Annotated in this window: 18 protein-coding genes; 13 read left to right on the forward strand and 5 right to left on the reverse strand. The window is 54.4% G+C overall.

Annotated elements, in window-relative coordinates; genetic code table 11:
* Positions 1-34 precede the first annotated feature (34 nt).
* A complete protein-coding gene (gene panC / locus EKD02_RS03490) occupies positions 35-913 on the reverse strand; it encodes a pantoate--beta-alanine ligase (RefSeq protein WP_011890657.1) in 879 nt (292 codons plus the stop codon).
* Positions 897-1,595, reverse strand: a complete 699-nt coding sequence (rsmI, locus tag EKD02_RS03495; protein ID WP_185805690.1) for a 16S rRNA (cytidine(1402)-2'-O)-methyltransferase — start codon at positions 1,593-1,595, stop codon at positions 897-899. Before rsmI ends, panC begins: the two co-directional genes overlap by 17 nt.
* Before the next feature lie 254 nt (positions 1,596-1,849).
* On the opposite strand from rsmI, the gene EKD02_RS03500 reads away from it, so the two are divergent.
* On the forward strand, positions 1,850-2,863 hold the full coding sequence (locus EKD02_RS03500) for an ABC transporter ATP-binding protein (protein ID WP_041469874.1): 1,014 nt from the start codon (positions 1,850-1,852) through the stop codon (positions 2,861-2,863).
* Positions 2,860-4,674, forward strand: coding sequence for a signal peptide peptidase SppA (gene sppA, locus EKD02_RS03505; RefSeq protein ID WP_126383820.1), 1,815 nt, complete (start codon positions 2,860-2,862; stop codon positions 4,672-4,674). The genes EKD02_RS03500 and sppA overlap by 4 nt, the downstream gene beginning before the upstream one ends.
* 35 nt (positions 4,675-4,709) lie before the next feature.
* Here sppA and EKD02_RS03510 read toward each other — a convergent pair whose 3' ends face one another.
* Positions 4,710-6,257, reverse strand: coding sequence for a YifB family Mg chelatase-like AAA ATPase (locus EKD02_RS03510; RefSeq protein ID WP_011890653.1), 1,548 nt, complete (start codon positions 6,255-6,257; stop codon positions 4,710-4,712).
* Between the two features lie 200 nt (positions 6,258-6,457).
* On the opposite strand from EKD02_RS03510, the gene EKD02_RS03515 reads away from it, so the two are divergent.
* Positions 6,458-7,099, forward strand: a complete 642-nt coding sequence (locus EKD02_RS03515) for a photosystem P840 reaction-center cytochrome c-551 (RefSeq protein WP_011890652.1) — start codon at positions 6,458-6,460, stop codon at positions 7,097-7,099.
* A 91-nt stretch (positions 7,100-7,190) separates the two neighbouring features.
* On the opposite strand, the gene queF is transcribed toward EKD02_RS03515, so the two are convergent.
* Entirely contained in the window at positions 7,191-7,541 is a 351-nt protein-coding gene (gene queF, locus EKD02_RS03520; RefSeq protein ID WP_011890651.1) for a preQ(1) synthase, read from the reverse strand.
* 152 nt (positions 7,542-7,693) lie between these two features.
* On the opposite strand from queF, the gene EKD02_RS03525 reads away from it, so the two are divergent.
* From EKD02_RS03525 to EKD02_RS03565, 9 genes are all read left to right on the forward strand, one after another.
* The gene (locus EKD02_RS03525; protein ID WP_011890650.1) at positions 7,694-8,389 is read left to right on the forward strand and encodes a class I SAM-dependent methyltransferase; all 696 of its coding nucleotides are present in this window, start codon (positions 7,694-7,696) and stop codon (positions 8,387-8,389) included.
* Complete coding sequence (locus EKD02_RS03530; protein WP_126383822.1) at positions 8,386-9,198, forward strand: DUF4905 domain-containing protein; 813 nt, start codon at positions 8,386-8,388, stop codon at positions 9,196-9,198. Before EKD02_RS03525 ends, EKD02_RS03530 begins: the two co-directional genes overlap by 4 nt.
* A complete protein-coding gene (locus tag EKD02_RS03535; protein ID WP_126383824.1) occupies positions 9,195-10,172 on the forward strand; it encodes a tyrosine recombinase XerC in 978 nt (325 codons plus the stop codon). The genes EKD02_RS03530 and EKD02_RS03535 overlap by 4 nt, the downstream gene beginning before the upstream one ends.
* Positions 10,173-10,247: 75 nt before the next feature.
* Entirely contained in the window at positions 10,248-10,568 is a 321-nt protein-coding gene (locus tag EKD02_RS03540; protein ID WP_011890647.1) for an HPF/RaiA family ribosome-associated protein, read from the forward strand.
* 51 nt (positions 10,569-10,619) lie between these two features.
* Positions 10,620-11,618, forward strand: coding sequence for an HPr(Ser) kinase/phosphatase (gene hprK, locus EKD02_RS03545; RefSeq protein WP_011890646.1), 999 nt, complete (start codon positions 10,620-10,622; stop codon positions 11,616-11,618).
* Positions 11,587-13,374, forward strand: coding sequence for a peptide-binding protein (locus EKD02_RS03550; protein WP_439329064.1), 1,788 nt, complete (start codon positions 11,587-11,589; stop codon positions 13,372-13,374). The genes hprK and EKD02_RS03550 overlap by 32 nt, the downstream gene beginning before the upstream one ends.
* 6 nt (positions 13,375-13,380) lie before the next feature.
* The gene (locus tag EKD02_RS03555) at positions 13,381-14,346 is read left to right on the forward strand and encodes an ABC transporter permease (RefSeq protein WP_126342056.1); all 966 of its coding nucleotides are present in this window, start codon (positions 13,381-13,383) and stop codon (positions 14,344-14,346) included.
* A 13-nt stretch (positions 14,347-14,359) separates the two neighbouring features.
* A complete protein-coding gene (gene ruvB, locus EKD02_RS03560; RefSeq protein ID WP_011890643.1) occupies positions 14,360-15,400 on the forward strand; it encodes a Holliday junction branch migration DNA helicase RuvB in 1,041 nt (346 codons plus the stop codon).
* A gap of 4 nt (positions 15,401-15,404) precedes the next feature.
* A complete protein-coding gene (locus EKD02_RS03565; RefSeq protein ID WP_185805691.1) occupies positions 15,405-17,108 on the forward strand; it encodes a tetratricopeptide repeat protein in 1,704 nt (567 codons plus the stop codon).
* Positions 17,109-17,183: 75 nt separating this feature from the next.
* Here EKD02_RS03565 and nifJ read toward each other — a convergent pair whose 3' ends face one another.
* The gene (gene nifJ, locus EKD02_RS03570) at positions 17,184-20,732 is read right to left on the reverse strand and encodes a pyruvate:ferredoxin (flavodoxin) oxidoreductase (protein ID WP_126383828.1); all 3,549 of its coding nucleotides are present in this window, start codon (positions 20,730-20,732) and stop codon (positions 17,184-17,186) included.
* 259 nt (positions 20,733-20,991) lie between these two features.
* Between nifJ and rlmB the strand changes: the two genes are divergently transcribed.
* Positions 20,992-21,741 carry a 23S rRNA (guanosine(2251)-2'-O)-methyltransferase RlmB gene (rlmB, locus tag EKD02_RS03575; RefSeq protein ID WP_011890640.1) on the forward strand — a complete coding sequence of 250 codons (750 nt, stop codon included), beginning with the start codon at positions 20,992-20,994 and terminating at the stop codon, positions 21,739-21,741.
* The last annotated feature ends 106 nt before the right edge of the window (positions 21,742-21,847 follow it).

Consider the following 21,847-nt stretch of genomic DNA (forward strand, 5'->3'; position numbering starts at 1 on the left):
ATATAGTATAAAAATCTGTTTCCTTTTACTTTACTCATGCTTCTTCCCCGGCAATGTGCGTCGGACTGGCAAAGCATGCATTGTCTATGAGGCGGATGCCGCCGGCAAAGACAGCGGCAAGAATCCGGTAGGAACGCCCTTTCAAGGCCCGTTCGGCCGGCATGAATGTTTCCTCATCCACAAAGGCCACATAGTCAACCCTGAAGCCGGATTCACTGGCAATCATTGTGGCTGTTGCTTCTGCAAGCTCCTTCAGTCCGGTTTCGCCTGCGGCAAGCCTGTCGAGCGCATGCTGGAGGGAGCGCCAGATTGCTCCGGCTGATTCCCGCTGGCCGGCAGTGAGATAGATGTTGCGTGAGCTGACGGCAAGGCCGTTCGATTCTCTCATTGTCGGTGCGGCGACTACCTTGACGGGAATGTTCAGATCGGTGACGACCCGTCTGATGACTGCGAGCTGCTGTGCATCTTTTTCGCCGAACACGGCAAGATGAGGACGGGTTATGTTCAGCAGCTTGGTGACGACGGTGGCTACACCGCTGAAGTGACCGGGCCGTTTTTCCCCTTCCAGCAGATCGCTGACGCCGCTGCAGGAGATTGCGGTACTGAACCCTTCGGGATAGATGGCTCCGGCTTCGGGGGCGAAGAGGTAGTCAACCCCTGCCGAGCGGGCAAGCGCTGCATCCTGCTCAAAGGGACGGGGGTATCTGTGAAAGTCTTCGTTCGGTCCGAACTGCGTGGGGTTGACGAAGATTGTGAGAATGACGGTGCCGGCCTGCTCTCTGGCCAGCTTGACAAGGCTGATGTGGCCTTCATGCAGGGCCCCCATGGTCATGACCACGCCGATGAGCTGTCGGCCGAGACGGAGTTTTTCCGAAATTGTCTGCATTTCGACAGGATCAGTGACGGTCTGCATCGTATTTTCCCCTTTTTGCTGGTTTCTGTTCAGGTGGCTGGACGGCGACGACAAACTCTCCCCGTGTTTTTCCTGTTGAAAGGTGAAGGCGGATTTCCCCGATTGAACCGGTGATATACTCTTCATGCATTTTGGTCATCTCCCGTCCAATGAATATCCGGCAGTCGGGGATAAGTGCCTCCAGTTCATCAAGCAGCTTCAGAATGCGGAAGGGTGATTCATAGAGGACGAAAAGCGTCTGCATGGCAGAGAGTTGTTCAAGTCTGGTTTTTCTCCCTTTTTTATGAGGGAGAAATCCGGCGAAGTAAAAGCTGCTGGTTGGCAGAGGGCAGACGGAAACGGCGGCCGAAAGCGCCGAGGGGCCCGGTATGGGAACGGCTCTCAGTCCTTTGTTATTGAGAGCGGCCAGAATGCTGTATCCGGGGTCGCTGACGGCCGGGGTGCCGGCATCGGTGATGAGGGCAAGGTCGATGCCCTCTTCAAGCATTCCGGTAATGCGCTCTATGGCTTTCTCTTCGTTGAACGAGTGGTAGCTGATAAGCTTTTTGCCGGCTATGCCAAGGTGGCGCAGGAGTATGGATGCACGCCGGGTGTCTTCACAGGCTATGGCCTCAACGGTTCTCAGTGTTTCGACTGCCCGTATGGTGATGTCGTCCAGATTGCCAAGCGGGGTGGCAACCATGTAAAGGGTTCCGTTGGGATGTCCAGCGGGGGGCCCGTTCTGCTGCTGTTCTCTGTGCAAAATTCAGGAGGAGCTCTGCCGGGGCAGGATTGAGAATGCTTTCCAGGGTACCTCTCTTTCTGTGTTGCGCACAGCGCTGGCGACAATAAATAGAGGTTCACTCCAGTTTTAGTATATACTACTTAATATAATGAAGAGTGCCCTGATTTTTCAGGGGGGCATGGATTCCTTTTTTAACAGAGCCTGATTATGAGATGAGCGAACGGCAGCCAATCTTGCGGGTAGATGACCTGCGGGTGGATTTTCTGATGCCAGGGAGCGGCTTTCTTCGCCCTCCCGTACCTCTCCATGTTGTGAACGGGGTTTCGTTTGAGCTGTTCGAAGGGGAGACGCTCGGGCTGGTGGGGGAGTCGGGCTGCGGGAAAACAACTCTCGGCCGTGCGCTTCTGAGGCTCGGCAATGGTCGGGTTTCGGGGAAAATTGAGTTTGACGGGCAGGAACTCTCTACCCTGTCCAATGGGGAGTTCCGTCCGCTGCGCAGCCAGATGCAGATGATGTTTCAGGATCCTTTCGGTTCTCTCAACCCGCGCCTGACGGTTGGCCAGATGCTCTCCGAGGTGCTTCTGGTTCACAGGGTTGCCCGTGGGGCCGAAGCAAGGAGGAGAATCCATGAACTGCTGGATGTTGTGGGGCTTTCGCGAGAGTATTACAATCGCTATCCTCATGAGTTTTCCGGCGGCCAGCGTCAGCGCATCGGTATTGCCCGTGCCCTTGCCCTTAATCCGAAACTCATTGTCTGCGATGAGCCGGTTTCGGCACTTGATGTCTCCATCCAGTCGCAGATCATCAATCTTCTCAAAGATCTTCAGCGGGATTTCGCTCTGACCTACCTTTTTATTGCACACGACCTTTCAGTGGTTGAGTATATCTCCGACCGGGTCGCGGTTATGTATCTTGGCGAAATTGTGGAGATTGCCGAAGCCGATGAACTCTATCGCAATCCGGCCCATCCCTATACGCGCGCGCTTCTTTCCGCCGTTCCCTCTCCGGAGCCCGGTGCCCGGAAGGAGAGGATTCTGCTGCATGGTGACCAGCCGGGGCCTATGCAGGTTCCTCCGGGGTGTGGTTTCCATCCCCGCTGCCCGTCTGCAAGGCCGGAGTGCGCCCTTCGCCGGCCGCCCCTCCAACCTCTTGCCGGCCGGCCCCTTCATCTTGTCAGCTGCCTTCTCTATGAAGAGGAGAGAAGCATGAATGAGGAGAAAGCATGAGCCGGTTGTGGAACAGCGGGAAACGGCCTGGATGCCTGGTCAGGGGATGCCTGGCGGTGATTGTGTTTTCTCTGCTTGCTCTCGCTGCGGTTTTCTTTCTGCAGCGCTCCCGTTCGGCTCTGCCTGAAAGGTTTGTGCTTCACATTCCGCTCACCGGTACGGTTCGGGAGCATTCATCCCGGAGCGGTGCGCTTCCTTTTCTGGTTCCCATGGAACCGCTTTCCCAGCAGGAGCTGCTTTTTATGCTTCGCCGCGCTTCGGGCGACAGCCGGGTAGAGGCTGTCCTCCTTTCAATTGACGGGCTGAGGGCAGCGCCAGCCAAAATCGGCGAGCTTCGCGCCTCCATTGAAGCGGTCCGCAAAGGGGGAAAGCGGGTGATTGCTTTTCTCCGCTCCCCTGAAGACAGTGACTACCTTCTTGCTTCCGCCTGTGATTCTATTATTGTGGCAAAAGGCAGCTTCATGCTGCTTGATGGGCTGAGGGCGGAAACCCTCTACTACAAAACAGCACTTGCAAAGATAGGGGTGTCGTTTCAGGCCGCGCAGTGGAAAGAGTACAAGAGCGGGGTGGAGCCTTATGTCAGGAGCAGTCCGAGCCCCCAGAGCCGGGAGCGGCTGGGTGAGCTGCTTGACGATGTTTACGGGGAGTATCTCGGATATGTTTCCAGAAGACGCGCCATGGCACCGGAGACTCTGGAGCGGATTGTCAATACCCGGCCGCTTATGACAGCTGAAGAGGCAATCAGGCTCAAGCTGGTTGACGGAACGGTGCCGGCGTGGCAACTGGAGCCCTCTCTGGAGAAAACCATGACCGGCCGCCTGCCGGAGGAGGAGAGCGATTTTTTTGTTGACGGCAGGCGTTACAGTGCTTCGTTTGACAGCCCTCTGGAACATGAAGGAAGGGAGAAACTGGCCCTTGTGACGATTTCGGGGCCTATTGTTCCGACCGGGTCTGAGGGTGTTGAGGATATGGGAGAGGGTGTCGGTGAGGGGCAGATCCGCCGTGCGCTCGACAGGGCCCTTGCCGATAAAAATATTCGGGCCATTGTGGTGCGTATCGACAGCCCTGGAGGTGATGCCATGGCTTCTGCCTCAATGCTGGAGATGCTGGATTCAGCTGCGGTGAAAAAGCCTCTTGTTGTTTCCATGTCGGGGGTTGCTGCTTCAGGTGGATACATGGCGGCTCTGGCGGGAAAAACCATCTATGCTTCACCTCTCACCATTACGGGTTCCATCGGGGTGTATGCGCTCAAGCCGGAAATCAGCGGACTTGCCGAAAAGACGGGACTCGGGCGCTCGGTGGTGACAAGAGGGCGTTACGCTGATGCCAATTCTCTGTTCAAGCCTCTTGACCGGGAAGAGTACAGAATGTTTGTGGAGGCTTCGGGCGAAATCTACCGCGATTTTGTGGCGAAGGTCGCCGCATCGAGAACTCTGTCGTTTGCGGGTGCCGATTCCCTTGCGGGAGGGAGGGTATGGACCGGAAAGCGGGCTCTTGCGGTTGGGCTGGTGGACCGTAGCGGTGGGCTCTTTGACGCCCTTCGGGAGGCACAGAGGCTTGCGGGCATCGACAGTACACGCCATCCGGAGATTGTTTCCCTATCTGAGGAACAGGGGTGGATTGCCCTGCTCCTCAATGGGGATGGTGCCCGTCTTATGCAGCGGGCTGAAAGGATGGTTGTGAAGCATCTTGCAGGCAGTGCTCTCTCATCGGGGGGAATGAGTGCGTTTGATGTTTTCGGTCTTGAAGCGGTACGCTCCGGCAGGATGATGATGCTTACTCTCATGCCCTTTGATGTGGATATCCGCTGAACAGCCTTTTTGCCATCCCCATTGCGGGGCATCTCTCAGAAGTTCCAGAAATCGCGGTCCAGATTCCGGTAGTGTATGGCCTGCACGAGGTGAGCCATTTCGATGGACTTACTTTCATCAAGGTCTGCAATGGTTCTGCTCACCTTGAGGATGCGGTCGTGCGCCCGTGCTGAAAGGTTCAGCCGCTCCATCGCCTCCATGAGTTTTTGTGAGGATTCCTCACCTATGCTGCAGTGGCGGCGGATCATGGGCGCATTCATCTGGGCGTTGGTGTAGATTCCAGTGCCCGAGAACCGGGCAAGCTGAATGGCACGGGCCCGTTCAACCCGCAGCCGGATAACGGCGGAGCTTTCTGCGGGCGAGGTATTGAAGAGTTCGCCGGTTTCAACTTTCGGCACATCGATGTGGATGTCGATGCGGTCGAGCAGGGGACCGGAAATTTTGGCGAGATACCGCTGAATCTGTTGGGGCGGGGCGGTGAGGTTGCCATCGCCGTCTTTCAAGGCACCAGCGGGGCTTGGGTTCATTGCGGCTACCAGCATGAACCCTGCGGGGTAACGGGTGGTGGCAGATATCCTTGAAACGCTTACCTCCCGGTCTTCAATCGGCTGGCGTAGAACCTCAAGGGCACCACGGGAAAATTCCGGCAGTTCATCCAGAAAAAGAATGCCATTATGGGCAAGACTGACCTCTCCGGGTTTTGCATTGGTTCCCCCTCCGACAAGTGCGACGGTGCTGGTTGTATGGTGCGGGTTGCGAAGCGGCCGGATGGTCATGAGGGGTTTTTCTCTGTCAAGCAGACCGGCGACGGAGTAGATTTTGGTGGTTTCAAGGGATTCATCCAGCCCGAGCGGTGGCAGAATGCCGGGAAGCGCCTTTGCCAGCATGGTTTTTCCGCTTCCGGGCGGACCTATCATCAGGACATTGTGGTTTCCGGCCGCTGCAATTTCAAGGGCTTTTTTTGCCGAAGCCTGGCCTTTGATGTCGGCAAAGTCAACCGCAGAGCGCGCAATCCCCTCAAAGAGAGAGTCAAGGTTGACTTCCACTGGCTGGTGTCCGGGTGAACCATTGATTATTTCAATAGTGTCAAGAAGGGTGTCGACGCCATATACCGGCAGGGCTGAACCGGCGGCGGCAACGGCTACGGCAGCCTCTTCGGCGTTCTGTCGGGGAAGGATGAGTCTCTTTATGCCCTCTTTTCCCGCCATGACACCGACAGGCAGCGCTCCGTTGATTCTGCGGACGGTGCCGTCAAGGGCGAGTTCCCCCATGATGAGGGTCCCGGCAAAGTCAGCATCAAGCAGTTCATGTGAACCGAGTAGCCCCATGGCGATGGGAAGATCGAACGCGGTTCCCTCTTTTCTGATGTCGGCCGGGGCAAGGTTGATGGTGATTTTTTTTGGCTTCGGCCTGAATCCGGAGTTGCGGATGGCCGTGAGGATTCGCTCGCGGCTTTCTCTGATGGCGCTGTCGGGCAGACCCACCACGGTGAAGGATGGGAGGCCTGCCGCCACATTGATTTCAACTGTCACTTTCATGGCGTCAATGCCTATGAGTGCTGCGGCAAAGAGTGTTGTGAGCATGGTTCGGGTTTCTGGGGTGTGAGAGGGAATCTACATTATTTCTGCCGTATTTCCCTTGCGATGTACCGGGAGTAGTTGAAAAAAACGGTGACCTGCCAGCGGCTTCCTTTTTGCTGTTAATGTTTGCCGGCTTTACTATTTATGCGTATCTTACCTCATAACTTTATGGTAAGCCGTTAACTCCTAATTAATTACCAGTCATGGACAACAAACAAAATGGCAAGCTGATCGCCCTGGCCATCGGCGGGGCAGCAGCGATGGGGATTCTGTTCTTCGGGGTGTCGTTTCTGACAGGATTCAAGGTACCGGCAGAGAACATCTCTTCATTGCTGACACCGCTCAGTTCGTTTACCGGCTGGTTCATGCTTATTTTCTGTGCGTCGCTCATCATCATGGGATTGGGCAAAATGTCGTCCCGCATCAGTGACCGCTGGTTCCTCAGTTTTCCTCTTTCCATTGTTGGCATTGTTGCGGTGATGTTTGCCCTTCTCTGGCTCCGTCCTTCAGGTATTCTTCTGTCCACGACCGGACGCACCACCCTTGAAGATGGAAAGTACATCCGTACGGTTGACGAGCTTTCCGCATTCCTCTCACAGCCGGCAGCAACTTCCAATGTGCCTCCTGCCCCTGAAGGCTTCGATTTCGCAGCCGCAGGTGATTTGATGACAGCCCGCTGCAACAAGTGTCATACGCTTGGTTCAGTTGAGGATGCTCTCAGAACCAAGTTCAAGAAAACCGGCAAGATTGACATCATTGTCAAACGAATGCAGGACTATCCCGGTTCCGGCATCAACGATGAAGAGGCTCTTGACATCATGATGTTCCTGACCGAGAAATACTGATACGGATTCTTCCTGCAACAGGACGGACAGTTATTCAGGAAAAGCCCCGAAGGAGTACTTCGGGGCTTTTCTGTTGGGGGATTGGGGTTCGTCAGCCTTGGGCGGTGTGGCTTGCCGTGACTGTTTCAGTAATGCCTCCCCGGGCTTTCCACTTGGTGGTGACGGTTATGGAACGGGGCTGCATAGCGGCTACAAGGTCATCCAGGATCCGATTGGTTATATTTTCATAGAAAATGCCTGCATTGCGGAACTCGAGAAAATAGTATTTGAGTGATTTGAGTTCAACGCAGGTGCGATCAGGAACATAATGGACGGTGATGGTCCCGAAATCAGGCAGGCCTGTTTTCGGGCAGACGGAGGTGAACTCCGGATTGACGATTTCAATGGTATAGTTGCGGTCGGGGTAGGTGTTGTCGAAGACCTCCAGAATCTCTTTTTTCATCGGAACCTGAATTGTTTGGTTGGTTGTTGAAAGGGGTTGTTGCCGGCAAGTCAAAAATAGAAATACCTCGCGATTTTCAGTAAGTTCTGTTTACTTTTTTACCGGCAGCGGCAATTCCCGCAGTCACTTTTTTATGAAAATTTCCCATTTCAATGCAGTTGTCCTCAAGACCGGAGTCCAATGATTTTCGCTCCCTCAGGGAGGTTCTCGCCAGAGAATATGATCTGGCTGAGAGTCCGTTCTCCTTTGGCGGCAGATCGTTCCTTTTTACCAGTGTCAGCGACAGTTACGCCTTGCTTGACAGGATAACGCCCGAGGAGTTTCTCCGCGATGAGCAGATGCCCTACTGGGCTGAAATATGGCCTTCTTCACTCGCTCTTGCCTCTTTTCTTGGTGAAGAGGTGCAGATGCATGGGGTGCGTGCCATTGAGCTTGGAGCGGGCGTCGGGGTGGTTTCCATTGTTGCCGCTGCCCTTGGGGGAGCGGTGCTTGCGACGGATTACTCCTCAGAAGCGCTCCGGTTCATCCACTGCAATGCCTATGCCAATGCCGTCGGGCTTCGAGTCCAGAGGCTTGACTGGCGCAATGTCATGCAGCCGGGGAAATTTGAGATGCTGCTGGCTGCCGATGTGCTCTATGAGCGGGTCAATCTGCTGCCAATCATAACTGCCATCGACCAGCTGCTTGAGCCCGGTGGCTCTGCCTATATTGCAGATCCCCGCCGCCGTATGGCTGAGCAGTTTCTTGAGCTTGCTGCTGAAAATGGATTTTCCGTCAAGGCCTATGCCCGGGAGCATTGCGGGAGCGGCAAGCCGGTATCGGTAAATATCTACAGGTTGAGGAGATGAGCATGACCCGGATTCTGAAGAGCCGTTGGATACATGACTGCGGTGAGGGGGCTGTGATTTGGCATCTTGCCTTTACCCCTTCTGGTACGCTTGTCGGGCAGAAGAGGTTTGCGGAAGATCGCCAGGCGCTGTTTTTTACGATTGATCCTCTATCGGGATCGGTGTATGTCGCCGGGTGGGTGGCGGTTGATCCTGTGCAGGGGGCTGTCATCGGCGAGGGATGGTTTGCCGGTATTGAAACCGTGCATCAGCAGCTTGTCTACATTCATTCCTGGCAGGACGCAAGCCCTGAGCACCGTGGTATCTGGGCTTTTGACCCTGTGAAGGGTGAGGTGCGATGGAGCAGACCGGAGTTTGTGTTCAGTGCCAATACGCCGGGGGGGCTGCTTGTCTACAGGATTGTTTTTTTTGCCGGACTTCCAGAGAGGCGCTACGCATTGCTTGATCCATTGAGGGGTACTCTGGTCGAGGGGGGTGACATTGCTGCAGAAGAGGCCCTGCTCCTGCAGCGCGGAGCAGAAACGGAGGAGCAGCGTCAGGGGGTGCTGCTTCCTGAAATGGATCCACAGAGCGGTGGCGGGCGTGAGTGGATGCTGCTGGAGGGAATCTGTGTTGAGGGTCTGCACCGCACGGATAGGGATGGAGGGTGGCAATCATCGCTCAGGATAGTTGAAAGCGGAACGCTCCTGTATGAGGATGCCATGGAGAGCGGTTCGTCAAAACCTTTGTGGAACAACTTTCTCGTGCGAGGGGGGGATCTGTATTACATTAGAAATAAACGGGAACTTGTCTGTGTTCCACTGCGATGAATGATGATCGAGCCATATCAGCCAACCCGGACCCCCTCAAGCCACCGCCTTTTCTTGAGGAGTTCCTTTCTGCCAGAAGAGGGCGGGGGAACCTTTCTGAGCATACGGTTCTTGCCTACCGTACTGATATCCGGCAGTTTTTCTCCATTCTTTCCCCGCCTGACGACCTGCAGCTGCTGACGGCAGCCGATATACGGTTTTTTATGGCGGAACTCATCCGACGAGGCCTTCAGCCCCGTTCCATAGCCAGAAAGCTGGCATCGGTCAGGAGTTTTTTTCATTATCTGCAGGAGAGGGGGCTTCTCGGGCATTCGGTGTTGCAGACGCTCTCCATGCCCCGCTATCAGCGGAGTGTCCCTGCGTTTTTGAGCGTCTCGGAGACCCGGGAGCTCTTCGAGACGGTGGTGCCTGCAGCGCGTTACCGCAAAGGAGAGGCGGGGCTTCTGGACTCATTTGTTCTCCACCGTGATGCCGCTGCACTTGAACTGCTGTATGGATGCGGGCTTCGGATTTCTGAGCTGACAGCGCTTCAAGATAATGATCTTGAACTTGCCGGCGGGTTTGTGAAGCTGACCGGCAAGGGACGCAAACAGCGGATTGTACCGCTCGGCCTTGCTGCCGTTTCAGCCCTTAAAAAATATTTTGAAGTCCGTCGAAACTTCTTTAGAATGAAAAGAGGGACAGAGTTGGTGGGAAACGGGTATGTGTTTCTGACCAACAAAGGCAAAAAGATTTATCCCATGCTTGTTCAGAGGATGACCCGAAAATATCTTCTTCCGGTGACCGAGCAGAAAAAGAAAAATCCACACATTCTGCGCCATAGTTTTGCAACACATCTCCTTAACAGCGGCGCTGACCTTCAGAGTGTCAGTGAAATGCTCGGGCACAGCAATCTGTCGACAACGGAAATTTATACGCATGTCTCGTTTGAACGCCTGAAGGAGGTATACCGGAAGGCGCATCCGAAGGCTTAGTGTATACTGGAGGCAGGAGGCTCAATTGTCTCCGGCCGTGTTCCTTCATTATCATCATTCATCAACGGAGGTTCCATGACAAAAGATGTTACGGGCGAAACGCTCAATGTGAAGGTTACCCTGCGCCATTCCAGCAACCACAGCACCATAGAGGAGTATGCACGCGCTGCTGTTCAGGAACTGGCAAGGCTCTATCCCGATATGACGAGCAGCCATGTTATTCTTGACCATCAGAAGAATGACTATGAAAAGAACAAGATTGCTGAAATAACGGTGCATGTGCCTCAGCATGATTTTGTGGCAAAGGACGCGGGTCCGGCTTATGAGGCCTGCATTGACGCCTGTGTCTCGGCACTGGGTCGCCAGCTGCAGAAACATAAGGAAAAAATGCACTGAACCGGACAAGTTGATGCGTTGGATTTTTTTTCATCCTGAAATGCCGATCTCATGAGTCTTGACCAGAAAGGGCTGAAAAAGCGATCGGTGACGGTCGCATATTTTTTTGAGAATATCGGCACGACACATGATATCAAGCTCCGGCGCCTCAACAGCGTTGACGAGCAGAAGCGGCGGATTTTTGAGCGCGACCTGCATCGTCCGGGCTTGGCGCTTTCGGGTTTCACCAACCTCTTCACCTACAAAAGGGTGCAGATTCTCGGCAATACCGAGACCCGTTTTCTCAACCATCTTGGAGAGGAGGAGCGCCGTCAGGCATTCGACAATCTGGTTCGTTTCAAGGTCCCCTGCATTATTCTGACCAGCAACAACAAGCTGCAGCCGGACCTTCTTGAGATGGCCACCGAACAGGGAATTCCTGTATTTGTGACCCGCCATTCATCGACCAAGGCGATTTATCAGGTGACGGATTTTCTGGACGACCAGTTTTCTCTCTATCAGCAGTACCATGGCTCAATGGTTGATGTGTACGGGGTAGGCGTGCTGCTCATTGGCAAGAGCGGGCTTGGAAAGTCCGAGATTGCCCTTGACCTTGTAGAGCGGGGGCACGGTTTGGTTGCCGATGATGTGGTTGTCATCCGCCGGAAAGGCGAGTCGATGCAGCTTTCTGCATCGCGCAACAACATTATCGATCATTTCATGGAGATCAGGGGGCTTGGTGTTGTTGATGTGAAGGCCAATTTCGGCATACGGGCCATCCGTGATGTCAAAGAGGTGCTGGTTGTGGCGGAACTGCTTGAGTGGAACAAGGAGATGGAGTATGAACGGCTCGGGCTGGATACGAAGTCGACAAAGGTTCTGGGTGTTGATGTTCCCCTGGTACAGCTTCCGATTTTTCCCGGTAAAAACATTACGGTGATCATTGAGGTTGTTGCCCTGAATGTTCTCCTGAAACGATATTCTAATTATGTGGCTGCCGAGGCGCTGACCGACCGGATAAAACAGGTAATCAAAAATGATGAACGAACTGAGGGGGAGATTGTTCTCTGAGGGGTGCCGTGTTTCTTTGCGGCTGGCAGCGTTTTGTTTTCTTCTGCTCTCCGTCACGGGATGCGGAGGGGGACGGGGGGGTGCTTCGGGACCTTCGGCCATGGATTCAACTCTGGTTATTACCTCTCTCGGCGATGCCGACTACCTTAACCCGGTCATCGGTGCTACCGTCACATCGTCCAATATTTTCGGGCTGATCTATCCTTCGCTTCTTCAGAGTTCCTTTGATACAACGACAGGTCTTCTCAACTATGAGGCACTCGAAAAGCGACTCCGGAAGGCAACGGGGGCGTCGAAAAAGCCTGAGGCCGCCCTTGCCCGGAGCTGGACCTTTTCGCCTGACCACAGAACGCTGACCTACCGGATCCGCAGTGATGCCTTCTGGGATGATGGCATGCCGATTGTAGCTGAAGATTTCCGTTTTTCCTATATGCTCTACGGCAACCCGATTATTGCCAGTCCGCGTCAGCAGTATCTTGCGGAACTGGTTGGAGCCGAGAATGGTGCCGTGGATTTTCAGAGAGCAATCACTGCTCCAGACGACACTACGCTTGTGTTCCGTTTCCATAAGCCGGTTCCTGAGTATCTTGCGTTGTTTCATACCTCCCTGACACCGCTGCCGGCACATTACTGGAAAGATGTGAAACCTGAAGAGTTCCGCCAGTCGAGGCTCAACCAGAACCCTCTGGGAGCCGGTCCCTATCGGTTGAAGAGTTGGAAGCAGCAGCAGGAGCTGGTTCTGGAGTCAAGTGCCCGTTGCAATCTTCCCAAGCCCGGAAATATTCCCATGATCTCCTTCAGGGTGGTTCCTGATTATACGGTCCGCCTCGCCCAGTTGCAGACAGGTGCGGTGGATGTGGTTGAAAATATCAAGCCACAGGATTTCGAGGGGCTCCAGAGGGCGGCAGCCCCTGTTGAGATCAAGACGGTCGGCCTGCGGGTATATGACTATGTGGGCTGGTCGAACATCGATCGTGATGAGTACCGGAAGAGCGGTCGGATACAGCCCCATCCACTGTTCGGTTCAGCGAAGGTGAGGCGGGCGCTTACCATGGCTATAGACCGCCAGTCAATTATGGACGGTTATCTCAAGGAGTATGGTGAGCTTTGCAGCAGCGATATTTCCCCTTCACTCAAATGGGCATACAACAACACGATTGTTCCATATGCCTTCAATGCGCGCAAGGCTTCGGATATGCTCAGGGAGGAGGGCTGGGTGCCGGGACCTGACGGCATTCTGCAGAAGGCGGGCCGGAAGTTCAGTTTCTCGCTCTATACCAATGCCGGCAATGAGCGGCGCAACTATGCCAGCGTCATCATTCAGCAGAACCTGCGCGCAGTGGGCATTCTGTGCCGCCTTGAGGTACAGGAGTCGAATGTTTTTTTTGAGAACCTTCAGTCGCGAAGGCTTGATGCCTGGATGGCAGGCTGGTCGATCGGTCTGGAGATTGATCCGATGGATGTGTGGGGGTCTGATCTTGAAGCCAGCCGGTTCAATTTTACCGGGTACCGGAACCCTGACCTCGACCATCTCTGCATGCTTGCCAAGAAGAAAATGGACCCTCTTGAGGCAAAGCCATACTGGTTGGAGTATCAGGAGCTGCTGCATCGCGATCAGCCGGTAACCTTTCTCTACTGGATCCGTGAAACTCAGGGGTTTAACGGCAGAATTCAGGGTGAGGAACTCAATATTTCCGGAGTATTTTACAATATTGATGATTGGACGCTCCGTCCTTCAGCAACTCTTGCTCCATAGACTGCAATGCTGACCTATATTTTCAAGCGGCTGCTGATTGCCGTGCCGCTGATATTCGGGGTGCTGACCCTTACTTTTTTTATCATCAGGCTTGCTCCGGGCGACCCTGCGGCTTTTTTCATCCAGCCGGGAATCAGCCCCAATGTGGCCATGCAGATCCGTGAGCAGTATGGTCTGAATGAAGCGCTTCCGGTACAGTACCTGAAGTGGCTCATGAATGTGCTTCAGGGTGATTTCGGGCGTAGTTTCAGCCGTGCCCAGCAGCCGGTGATAGATGTCATTGCAGGAGCACTGCCCATTACTGTGACCATAGCGGTTCTGACGCTGATTGCCAATTTTGTGCTCGGCATCATCATCGGTGTTGTCTCCGCGGTTCGCCAGAACAGTTTTCTTGATCGCTTCATGACGGTGGGGGCCCTGTTTTTCTATTCCATGCCGGAGTTCTGGTTCGCTTTGATGATGATCATCCTGTTCGCCCTGAAAATTCCGATTTTCCCCGCTTCGGGACTCAATGAAATCGGAGCTGAGGGATTCGGACCATTCGGCTTTGCCATGGACCGGCTCTGGCATCTGGTGCTGCCTGTGACGGTGCTGTCCATCAACGGTGCTGCTGGTATTGCCCGCTATGTACGGGGCAGCATGCTCGAGGTCATCCGGCAGGACTATATCCGAACGGCCAGAGCCAAGGGACTGCCGGAGAGGGTGGTTATCATGCGCCACGCCCTGCGCAATGCGCTCTTGCCAGTCATTACCCTTATGGGCAGCTCCCTTCCCTTCATTTTCAGCGGGGCGCTGTTCATTGAAGTGATTTTTGCCTTTCCCGGCATGGGCCGGGTGACGGTGGAGGCTATCTTTGCACGGGACTACCCTCTGATTATCGCCAATACTTTTATTTCCGGGACGCTGATTGTTTTCGGCAACCTGCTGGCAGATGTGCTTTATGCTGTCGTTGATCCCAGAATCAAGCTCTGAACACCCAAAGCCCTTGAAAATCGAACTGCTTACCACTCCGGCCGATGCCGCCGAAGTCAGAATCGAGGAGCAGATACGCCCCGCCCGGATGGAGGACTTTACAGGTCAGCAGCGGCTGACCGACAATCTCAAGGTCTTCATTTCAGCGGCCAGAATGCGCGAAGAGGCCCTTGATCATGTGCTGCTTTCCGGTCCTCCGGGACTCGGCAAGACCACTCTTGCCCATATCATAGCTGCCGAAATGGGCAGCAGCATCAGGGCTACTTCTGGACCTCTCCTCGACAAGGCCGGGAATCTTGCGGGTCTGCTGACGGGGCTGAAGCGGGGAGATGTGCTGTTTATCGATGAAATCCACAGGATGCCGCCCGCTGTGGAGGAGTACCTGTACTCGGCCATGGAGGATTTCCGCATTGATATTATGATAGACAGCGGTCCTTCTGCACGGGCGGTGCAGCTGAAAATCGAGCCTTTCACTCTTGTGGGGGCAACAACCCGCTCAGGGCTGCTGACCTCCCCGCTCCGCGCCCGGTTTGGCATCAACAGCCGGTTTGACTATTACTCTCCCGATCTTCTTGAGGGCATTGTCATGAGGGCTTCCGGGATCCTTTCCATCGGCATCGATCAGGATGCAGCGTCCGAAATCGCCGGTCGTTCACGGGGTACTCCCAGAATTGCCAACCGTCTGCTCAGGCGGGCAAGGGATTTTGCCCAGGTGGAGAAGGCTGCCGTTATTTCCCGCCGGATTGCCATGAAGACTCTTGAGTGCCTTGATATTGACGAAGAGGGGCTGGACGATATGGACAAAAAGATTATGGACACCATTGTCAACCGGTTCAGCGGTGGCCCTGTTGGTGTTGCCTCTCTGGCAGTTTCTGTGGGTGAGGAGCAGGATACCATTGAGGAGGTGTATGAACCCTACCTTATTCAGGCGGGTTACCTGAGCCGTACTCCTCGTGGCAGGGTGGCCACCCGTCAGGCGCTGCTCCGTTTTTCTGATGGTAGCGTTTCACGGCACACCGGAGGACTGTTCGATGCAGACGGGAATCTCTCTTAGGCTCATGAGGCTGACCGGAATAGGCTGCATCATGGTGGTTTTTCTGCTTTCGGCCTGCGCGGGTACCGGACTGCAGCGTAAGAACCCGGTTCTCTCTCCGGGAAGTGAGGATTCACTCGGGCAGGCATCGGAGAGAGCGTTTGCGGCAGCTCTTTTCCTTTCTGCTGAAGGGGATTACAGCGGAGCCCTTCAGGGATACCGGAAACTGCTTGAAAAGCAGCCCGGGAGTGCAGCTATCTGGTTTTCCGCTGCACGGGCCTTTCATGCACTTGGCTCACTGGACTCAGCCAGAGTATATAGCGAGAAGAGCGTTGAGCTGAACTCCCGGAATCGCTACTATCTCGGTCTGCTTGCCACCATTGCCCATCAAGAGGAGGATTACCTCCGGGCCATAGCGGTGCATCGAGAGTTGAGCAATCTTGAGCGCGGGAATACGGAACTGCTTGGCTATCTGGCAATGGAGTATCTTGCCGCACAGCAACCTGCTGAGGCGCTGAAGGTGTTCGAAGAGATTCTTGCTCTCGATCCCCGCAATGAGATGGCGCGTTTCCATTCGCTTCTGCTTGAAATCAGGATGGAACGCTATCCGGAGGCTATTGCATCACTCAGGAAGATGATGGGAGAGGATGGAGGCAGTGACAGGCTCCGCCTTACACTGGGTGAACTGTATCTCCGCACCGGTGACTACCAGAAGGCTGCCGTAACTTTCAGGGATGCAGTTGCCCGTTCACCGGGATTTGTTCCGGGATGGCTGGCTCTCCTTGATGTTTCGGTCCGCAGCGGAGAGCAGACCGTATTTCTTTCCGATCTCAGCCGCTACTATGATACGAGTCTCCAGGGACTGGAAAAACAGTTGGAGCTTGCACGCTACTATCTTGCAAAGGCGGCCAATGATCCGCTTTACCTTGAGCCTTCGGCAGCAATGCTTGATGCCCTTTCTCGCCGTCATCCTGAAAGCCCCGACCCCTTGGCACTGTCGGGATTTTCAAAACTTTCAAGGGGGGCGGCTCTGGGAGCGGCTGAGGATTTCAGGCGGGCAGTCGCTATCAAGCCGGAAAAGGCGGAGTTTCGCGAGTACCTTGTTGGAGCCCTGCTTGCAGGGAAACAGTATGAGGATGCGCTGCGGGAGGTTCGTCTGGCGCGTCGTCGTCTTTCCAGGAGTACGCTCCGTTTCAGTGTCCTTGAGGGGTTCGTTCTTTTTCAGGCCGACCGTCCTCTCGATGCAGCCCAACTGCTCCGGCGTGCACTGCTGAAGCCGGCCATCAGGGAGAAGGAACACAGAGCACTTCGCCTCAAGGCGCTCGGTACGCTTGCTTTTTGTTATGATCAGCTGGAAAGACCCCGAAAGAGCATTCCCCTCTATCAGATGATGCTGAAGCTTGATCCTTCAAATGCACTTGTGATGAATAATCTTGCCTATACCCTTGCTTCTTTGCAGGAGGATCTGGCGAGGGCCCGTGAGCTTGCTGAAACGGCGGTGGCAGGCGAACCGGAAAGCGGTGTCTATCTTGATACTCTCGGGTGGATTCTCTATCTGCAGGGAGAGTACCTGTCTGCTCTCACTGTCCTTGAAAAGGCTGCGACTCTTGAGCCTGGTGAGGCGGAGATTTTCAGCCATCTCGGCGCTCTCTATCTGAAGCTTGATAATCCTGAAAAAGCCGGAGAAATGCAGAGGAAAGCGCAGATGCTGATGGAACAGACCCCCTGAGAGAAAGGTGGGAGGGAAAAAGAAAAACGGCAGAAATACCTGCCGTTTTTCTTTTCCTTATGAACGAAGCTCTTCTCAGCTGAAGGTTCTTGCTGCCAGATACTCGTAATGGGACCAGCGTGCGTCAACCGCTTTCTGGATTTCCGCAAAGTACTGTTCGGCAACCTCCGGATGGCTTTTCTTGAGCATGCGGAAGCGGTTCTCCATATTCAGGAAGTCCGCTACCGGGATTTTCGGCTTTTTGGAATCAAGCTGCAAGGGGTTTTTCCCTTCTTTCAGGCGATCAGGGTTATACCTGTACAGGAGCCAGTGGCCGGAATCAACTGCAGCTTTCTGGTTGGCGAGCCCATGTTCCATTGTGATGCCGTGAGCAATGCAGTGCGAGTAGGCAATGATGATGGAGGGGCCGTCGTAGGCCTCTGCTTCAAGGAATGCCTTGAGTGTCTGTTCATCTCGTGCACCGAGAGCAACCGAGGCAACATAGGCGTTGCCGTAGGTCATTGAAATCAGCCCAAGATCCTTCTTGTTTATCGGTCGTCCGGCAGCTGCGAATTTCGCAATTGCAGCTTTCGGCGTAGCCTTCGATGCCTGTCCTCCGGTATTTGAGTATACCTCTGTATCCAGAATCAGCAGATTGACATTCTTGTCGCCTGCGGTAACATGGTCAACACCACCGTAACCGATGTCGTAAGCCCAGCCGTCTCCGCCAACGCCCCAGACACTTTTTTTGACCAGCATATCTGCTACGGAGAGGAGGTTTTTTGCATCAGCCGAATCAACTGCGGCAAGTTTCTCCTTCAGGTTTGCCACCCGTTTGCGCTGTTCGAAAATTTCAGGTTCTGTCGTTTGCACGGCGCCGAGAATCTCGCCGACAAGCGTATCGCCGACTGTGGAGGAAAGGCGCTGAAGCAGTTCCTGTGCATACTCCTGCTGTTTGTCGATAGAGACGCGGAATCCGAGCGCGAACTCTGCAGTGTCTTCAAAGAGCGAGTTTGACCATGTTGGTCCGAGCCCCTGCGCGTTGCAGGTGTAAGGGGTTGTCGGAAGGTTGCCTCCGTAAATTGATGAGCATCCGGTGGCGTTTCCAATGACGAGGCGGTCTCCGAAGAGCTGCGTCATCAGTTTGACATAGGGTGTTTCACCGCAGCCCGAGCAGGCTCCTGAGAACTCAAAGAGAGGTTCCTGCAGCTGCTGCTCCTTGATGAGGCGGGTATTGATTTTCGTCCGGTCAAATTCGGGAATGTTCAGGTAGAAGTTCCAGTTGTCGACCTCTGTCTCACGGAGCGGCTCCTGCGGCTGCATGACAAGTGCCTTGCGTTCCGGGTCTGCCTTATCTCTGGCCGGGCAGATGTTTGCGCAGATTCTGCAGCCGGTGCAGTCTTCCGGTGCAACCTGGATGGTGTACTTCATTCCCGCCCAGCTGGTCCCTTTCGCCTCTATGGACTTGAAGGTGCGGGGGGCATTTTCAAGAAATTTAGGATCGTATACCTTTGCACGGATTGCCGCATGGGGGCATGCCATTGCGCATTTGCCGCATTCGATGCAGAGATCCGATTCCCAGACGGGAATTTCAGATGCAAGATTCCGCTTTTCGAATTTTGCGGTTCCAACAGGGTAAACACCGTCTGCGGGGAGATTGCTGACAGGAATGTCGTCACCCTCTCCGGAAATGATGCGGGCGAGCACATTGCAGACAAACTCGGGTGCTTCACCGACAATCGGATCGCGCAGCTTTTTCGTGCTGTCGGCAACAGTGCCGATTGCAACTTCGTGCAGGTTTGCCAGTGTGTCGTCGACGGCCTGGATATTCTGGCGGACAACCTCATCGCCTTTTTTGCCGTAGGTGGCTCTGATTGCGTCCTTGATTTTTTCAATGGCTTCCTGGCGGGGCAGTACACCCGATATGGCAAAGAAGCAGGCCTGCATGATGGTGTTGATGCGCTGTCCCATCCCGCTACCCTGTGCAACCTTGTAAGCGTCAATGGTATAGAGCTTCGCCTCTTTGCGGATCAGATGCTCCTGGACCAGACGGGGCAGGTTGTCCCAGATCTCTTCGGGCGCATAGTGCGAGTTGAGGAGCAGTGTGCCGCCTTTTTTCAGGTTCTTCACCAGATTGATCATCTCCAGGAAAATCCAGTGGTGGCAGCCGATGAACTGGGCCTCACTGACCAGGTAGGTCGAGTGGATCTCCTTTGGTCCGAACCGGAGGTGCGAGGTTGTGATGGAGCCGGCCTTTTTCGAGTCATAGACAAAGTAGCCCTGTGCATAGTTCGGGGTGTTTTCGCCGATGATCTTGATGCTGTTCTTGTTGGCACCGACCGTACCGTCAGAGCCGAGGCCGTAGAAAAGGGCCCGGAACATCTCGTCGGGTTCGATGGAGAAGCCCCTGTCGAACTCAAGGCTCAGGTTGGTGACATCGTCGGTAATGCCGACGGTGAAATGGTTTTTCGGCGCAGCAGAAGCCATGTTGTCGAATACCGCTTTGACCATTGCCGGGGTGAACTCTTTTGATGAGAGTCCGTAACGGCCGCCGCTGAGGGCTGGCATGGTTTTGCGGTAGCCGCCCGCCACTCCTTCCATGAAGGCGTTGACGGTGTCGAGATAGAGCGGTTCACCGGCGCTTCCGGGTTCCTTGAGGCGGTCGAGCACAGAAACCGATTTGACGGTGGCGGGGAATGCGGCAAGAAAGCGTTTGATATCGAAAGGACGATAGAGGCGGACATTGACAACGCCAACCTTTTCGCCGTTTTTGTTCAGGTATTCAACAGTTTCCCGGACGGTTTCAACGCCAGAGCCCATGAGGACTACAACCCTTTCAGCGTCGGGTGCTCCGTAATATTGGTACACTTTGTAGCTGCGTCCGGTCAGCTCACCGAACTTGTCCATCATCTTCTGGGTGATGGACGGGGCAGCATCGTAGTATGTGTTGACGGTTTCACGGCCCTGAAAATAGGTGTCGGGGTTCTGGGATGTGCCGCGGATGGTCGGGGCGTCGGGGGTCATTGCGCGTTTGCGGTGTGCGATGACCTGATCGTCGCTGATCATTTCACGGATGACTTCATCGGGAACAACCTCGATTTTCGCGATTTCGTGTGAGGTTCTGAATCCGTCAAAAAAGTGCATGATCGGCACCCGCGACTCAAGAGTGGCTGCTGCAGAAATAAGGGCCATGTCCATGACCTCCTGAACCGAGCTTGATGCGAGCAGGGAGAAACCTGTGCCACGGACCGACATGACATCGCTGTGGTCGCCGAAAATGGAGAGTCCCTGTGCTGCCAGTGAGCGGGCTGAAACATGCAGGACGCAGGGAGAGAGCTCGCCGGCTATTTTGTACATGTTCGGAATCATCAGGAGCAGTCCCTGAGATGCCGTGAAAGTGGTGGTCAGGGCACCGGTCTGCAGGGCTCCGTGAACCGCCGCCGCGGCGCCTGCCTCACTTTGGAGTTCATCAATTCTGGGAACGGTGCCCCAGAGATTTTTTACGCCATCGGCTGCCCATGCGTCCGAGTATTCACCCATGGGTGAGGCCGGTGTGATAGGATAGATACAGATTACTTCGCTGGTGCGATAGGAAATGTGCGCGAGAGCTTCATTCCCTTCCATTGTTTTATAAGTCCGGCTCATACTGGCAGTCACTGGATTGGTATTGATGAAAGGTATGTGCAGATGCAAATGCATGATGCAGATAGTCAGAACCGCATAGGGAAATCACGGTAAAGCTGTATCACGAGAGAGTCGAGGCGACTGGAAAGATAGAAAAAAAAATCCATATTGCTCAATTTAAATTACATTCAGGTAGCGGCAATGGACAGCCCCCCGGTCATAGAGGGTTGAGGGGCAGGGGTGTTAAGGTTTTTAAAACATTTAGGTAGAGGAGGAACGGATGGAAGGAGCTGTTGATCAGGAAAATATTGTTTATGGACGCAATGCGGTTCTTGAACTTCTGCGTGAAAAACCCGGCAGCATCGAGAAAATTTATTTCCAGTTCAACACCACCCACCCCAAGCTTAAAGAGATTCTCATTACTGCCCGCCGTCAAAAACTCATCACGGGAAAAGCCCGTCTTGAAAAACTCTCACTCATAGCCGGAACAACAAAACATCAAGGGGTATGCGCCCTTATCAGTACTGTTACCTATTATACCATTGAGGAGCTCCTTTCCGTTCCCCGCAACACGGCTCCTCTTCTTGTAGTTCTTCAGGGGCTTGACGATCCGCACAATATCGGCGCCATCATCCGGACAGCAGAGGCAGTGGCTGCTGATGGTGTGGTGCTTGTGGAGGGGAAGGGTGCTCCTGTCAATGCGGTTGTCCATAAGGCTTCGGCCGGTGCGCTTTCCCACATGAGGGTTGCGAAGGTGAAAAGTCTGGTGCGCAGCCTTGAGTTTCTCCATGCAAACGGCATCAGGGTTATTGCCACCGACATGGAGGCGGAAACCAACTATACCGATGCCGACTTCCGGCTGCCAACCGCCATTGTGCTTGGTGCCGAGGGTTCGGGACTTGCTCCGGAGGCAATGGAGTATTGTGATGAAACCCTCCGTATTCCCATGGCTGGCTGCGTGGAGTCGCTCAATGTGAGTGTGACTGCCGGAGTGGTGCTCTATGAGGTGATGCGCCAGCGTCTGCTGTAGGGCGTTTCCGGGGCGCTCTCCAGTGATATGCATCAGGGTTGCTCAAGGCGGTGTTTGGCTTTTTCAAAAAATCAGAAAAATAGTACCTTCTTTTACAGTCAACGGA

Source organism: Chlorobium phaeovibrioides (genome assembly GCF_003968655.1).
GTDB lineage: Bacteria > Bacteroidota > Chlorobiia > Chlorobiales > Chlorobiaceae > Chlorobium > Chlorobium phaeovibrioides.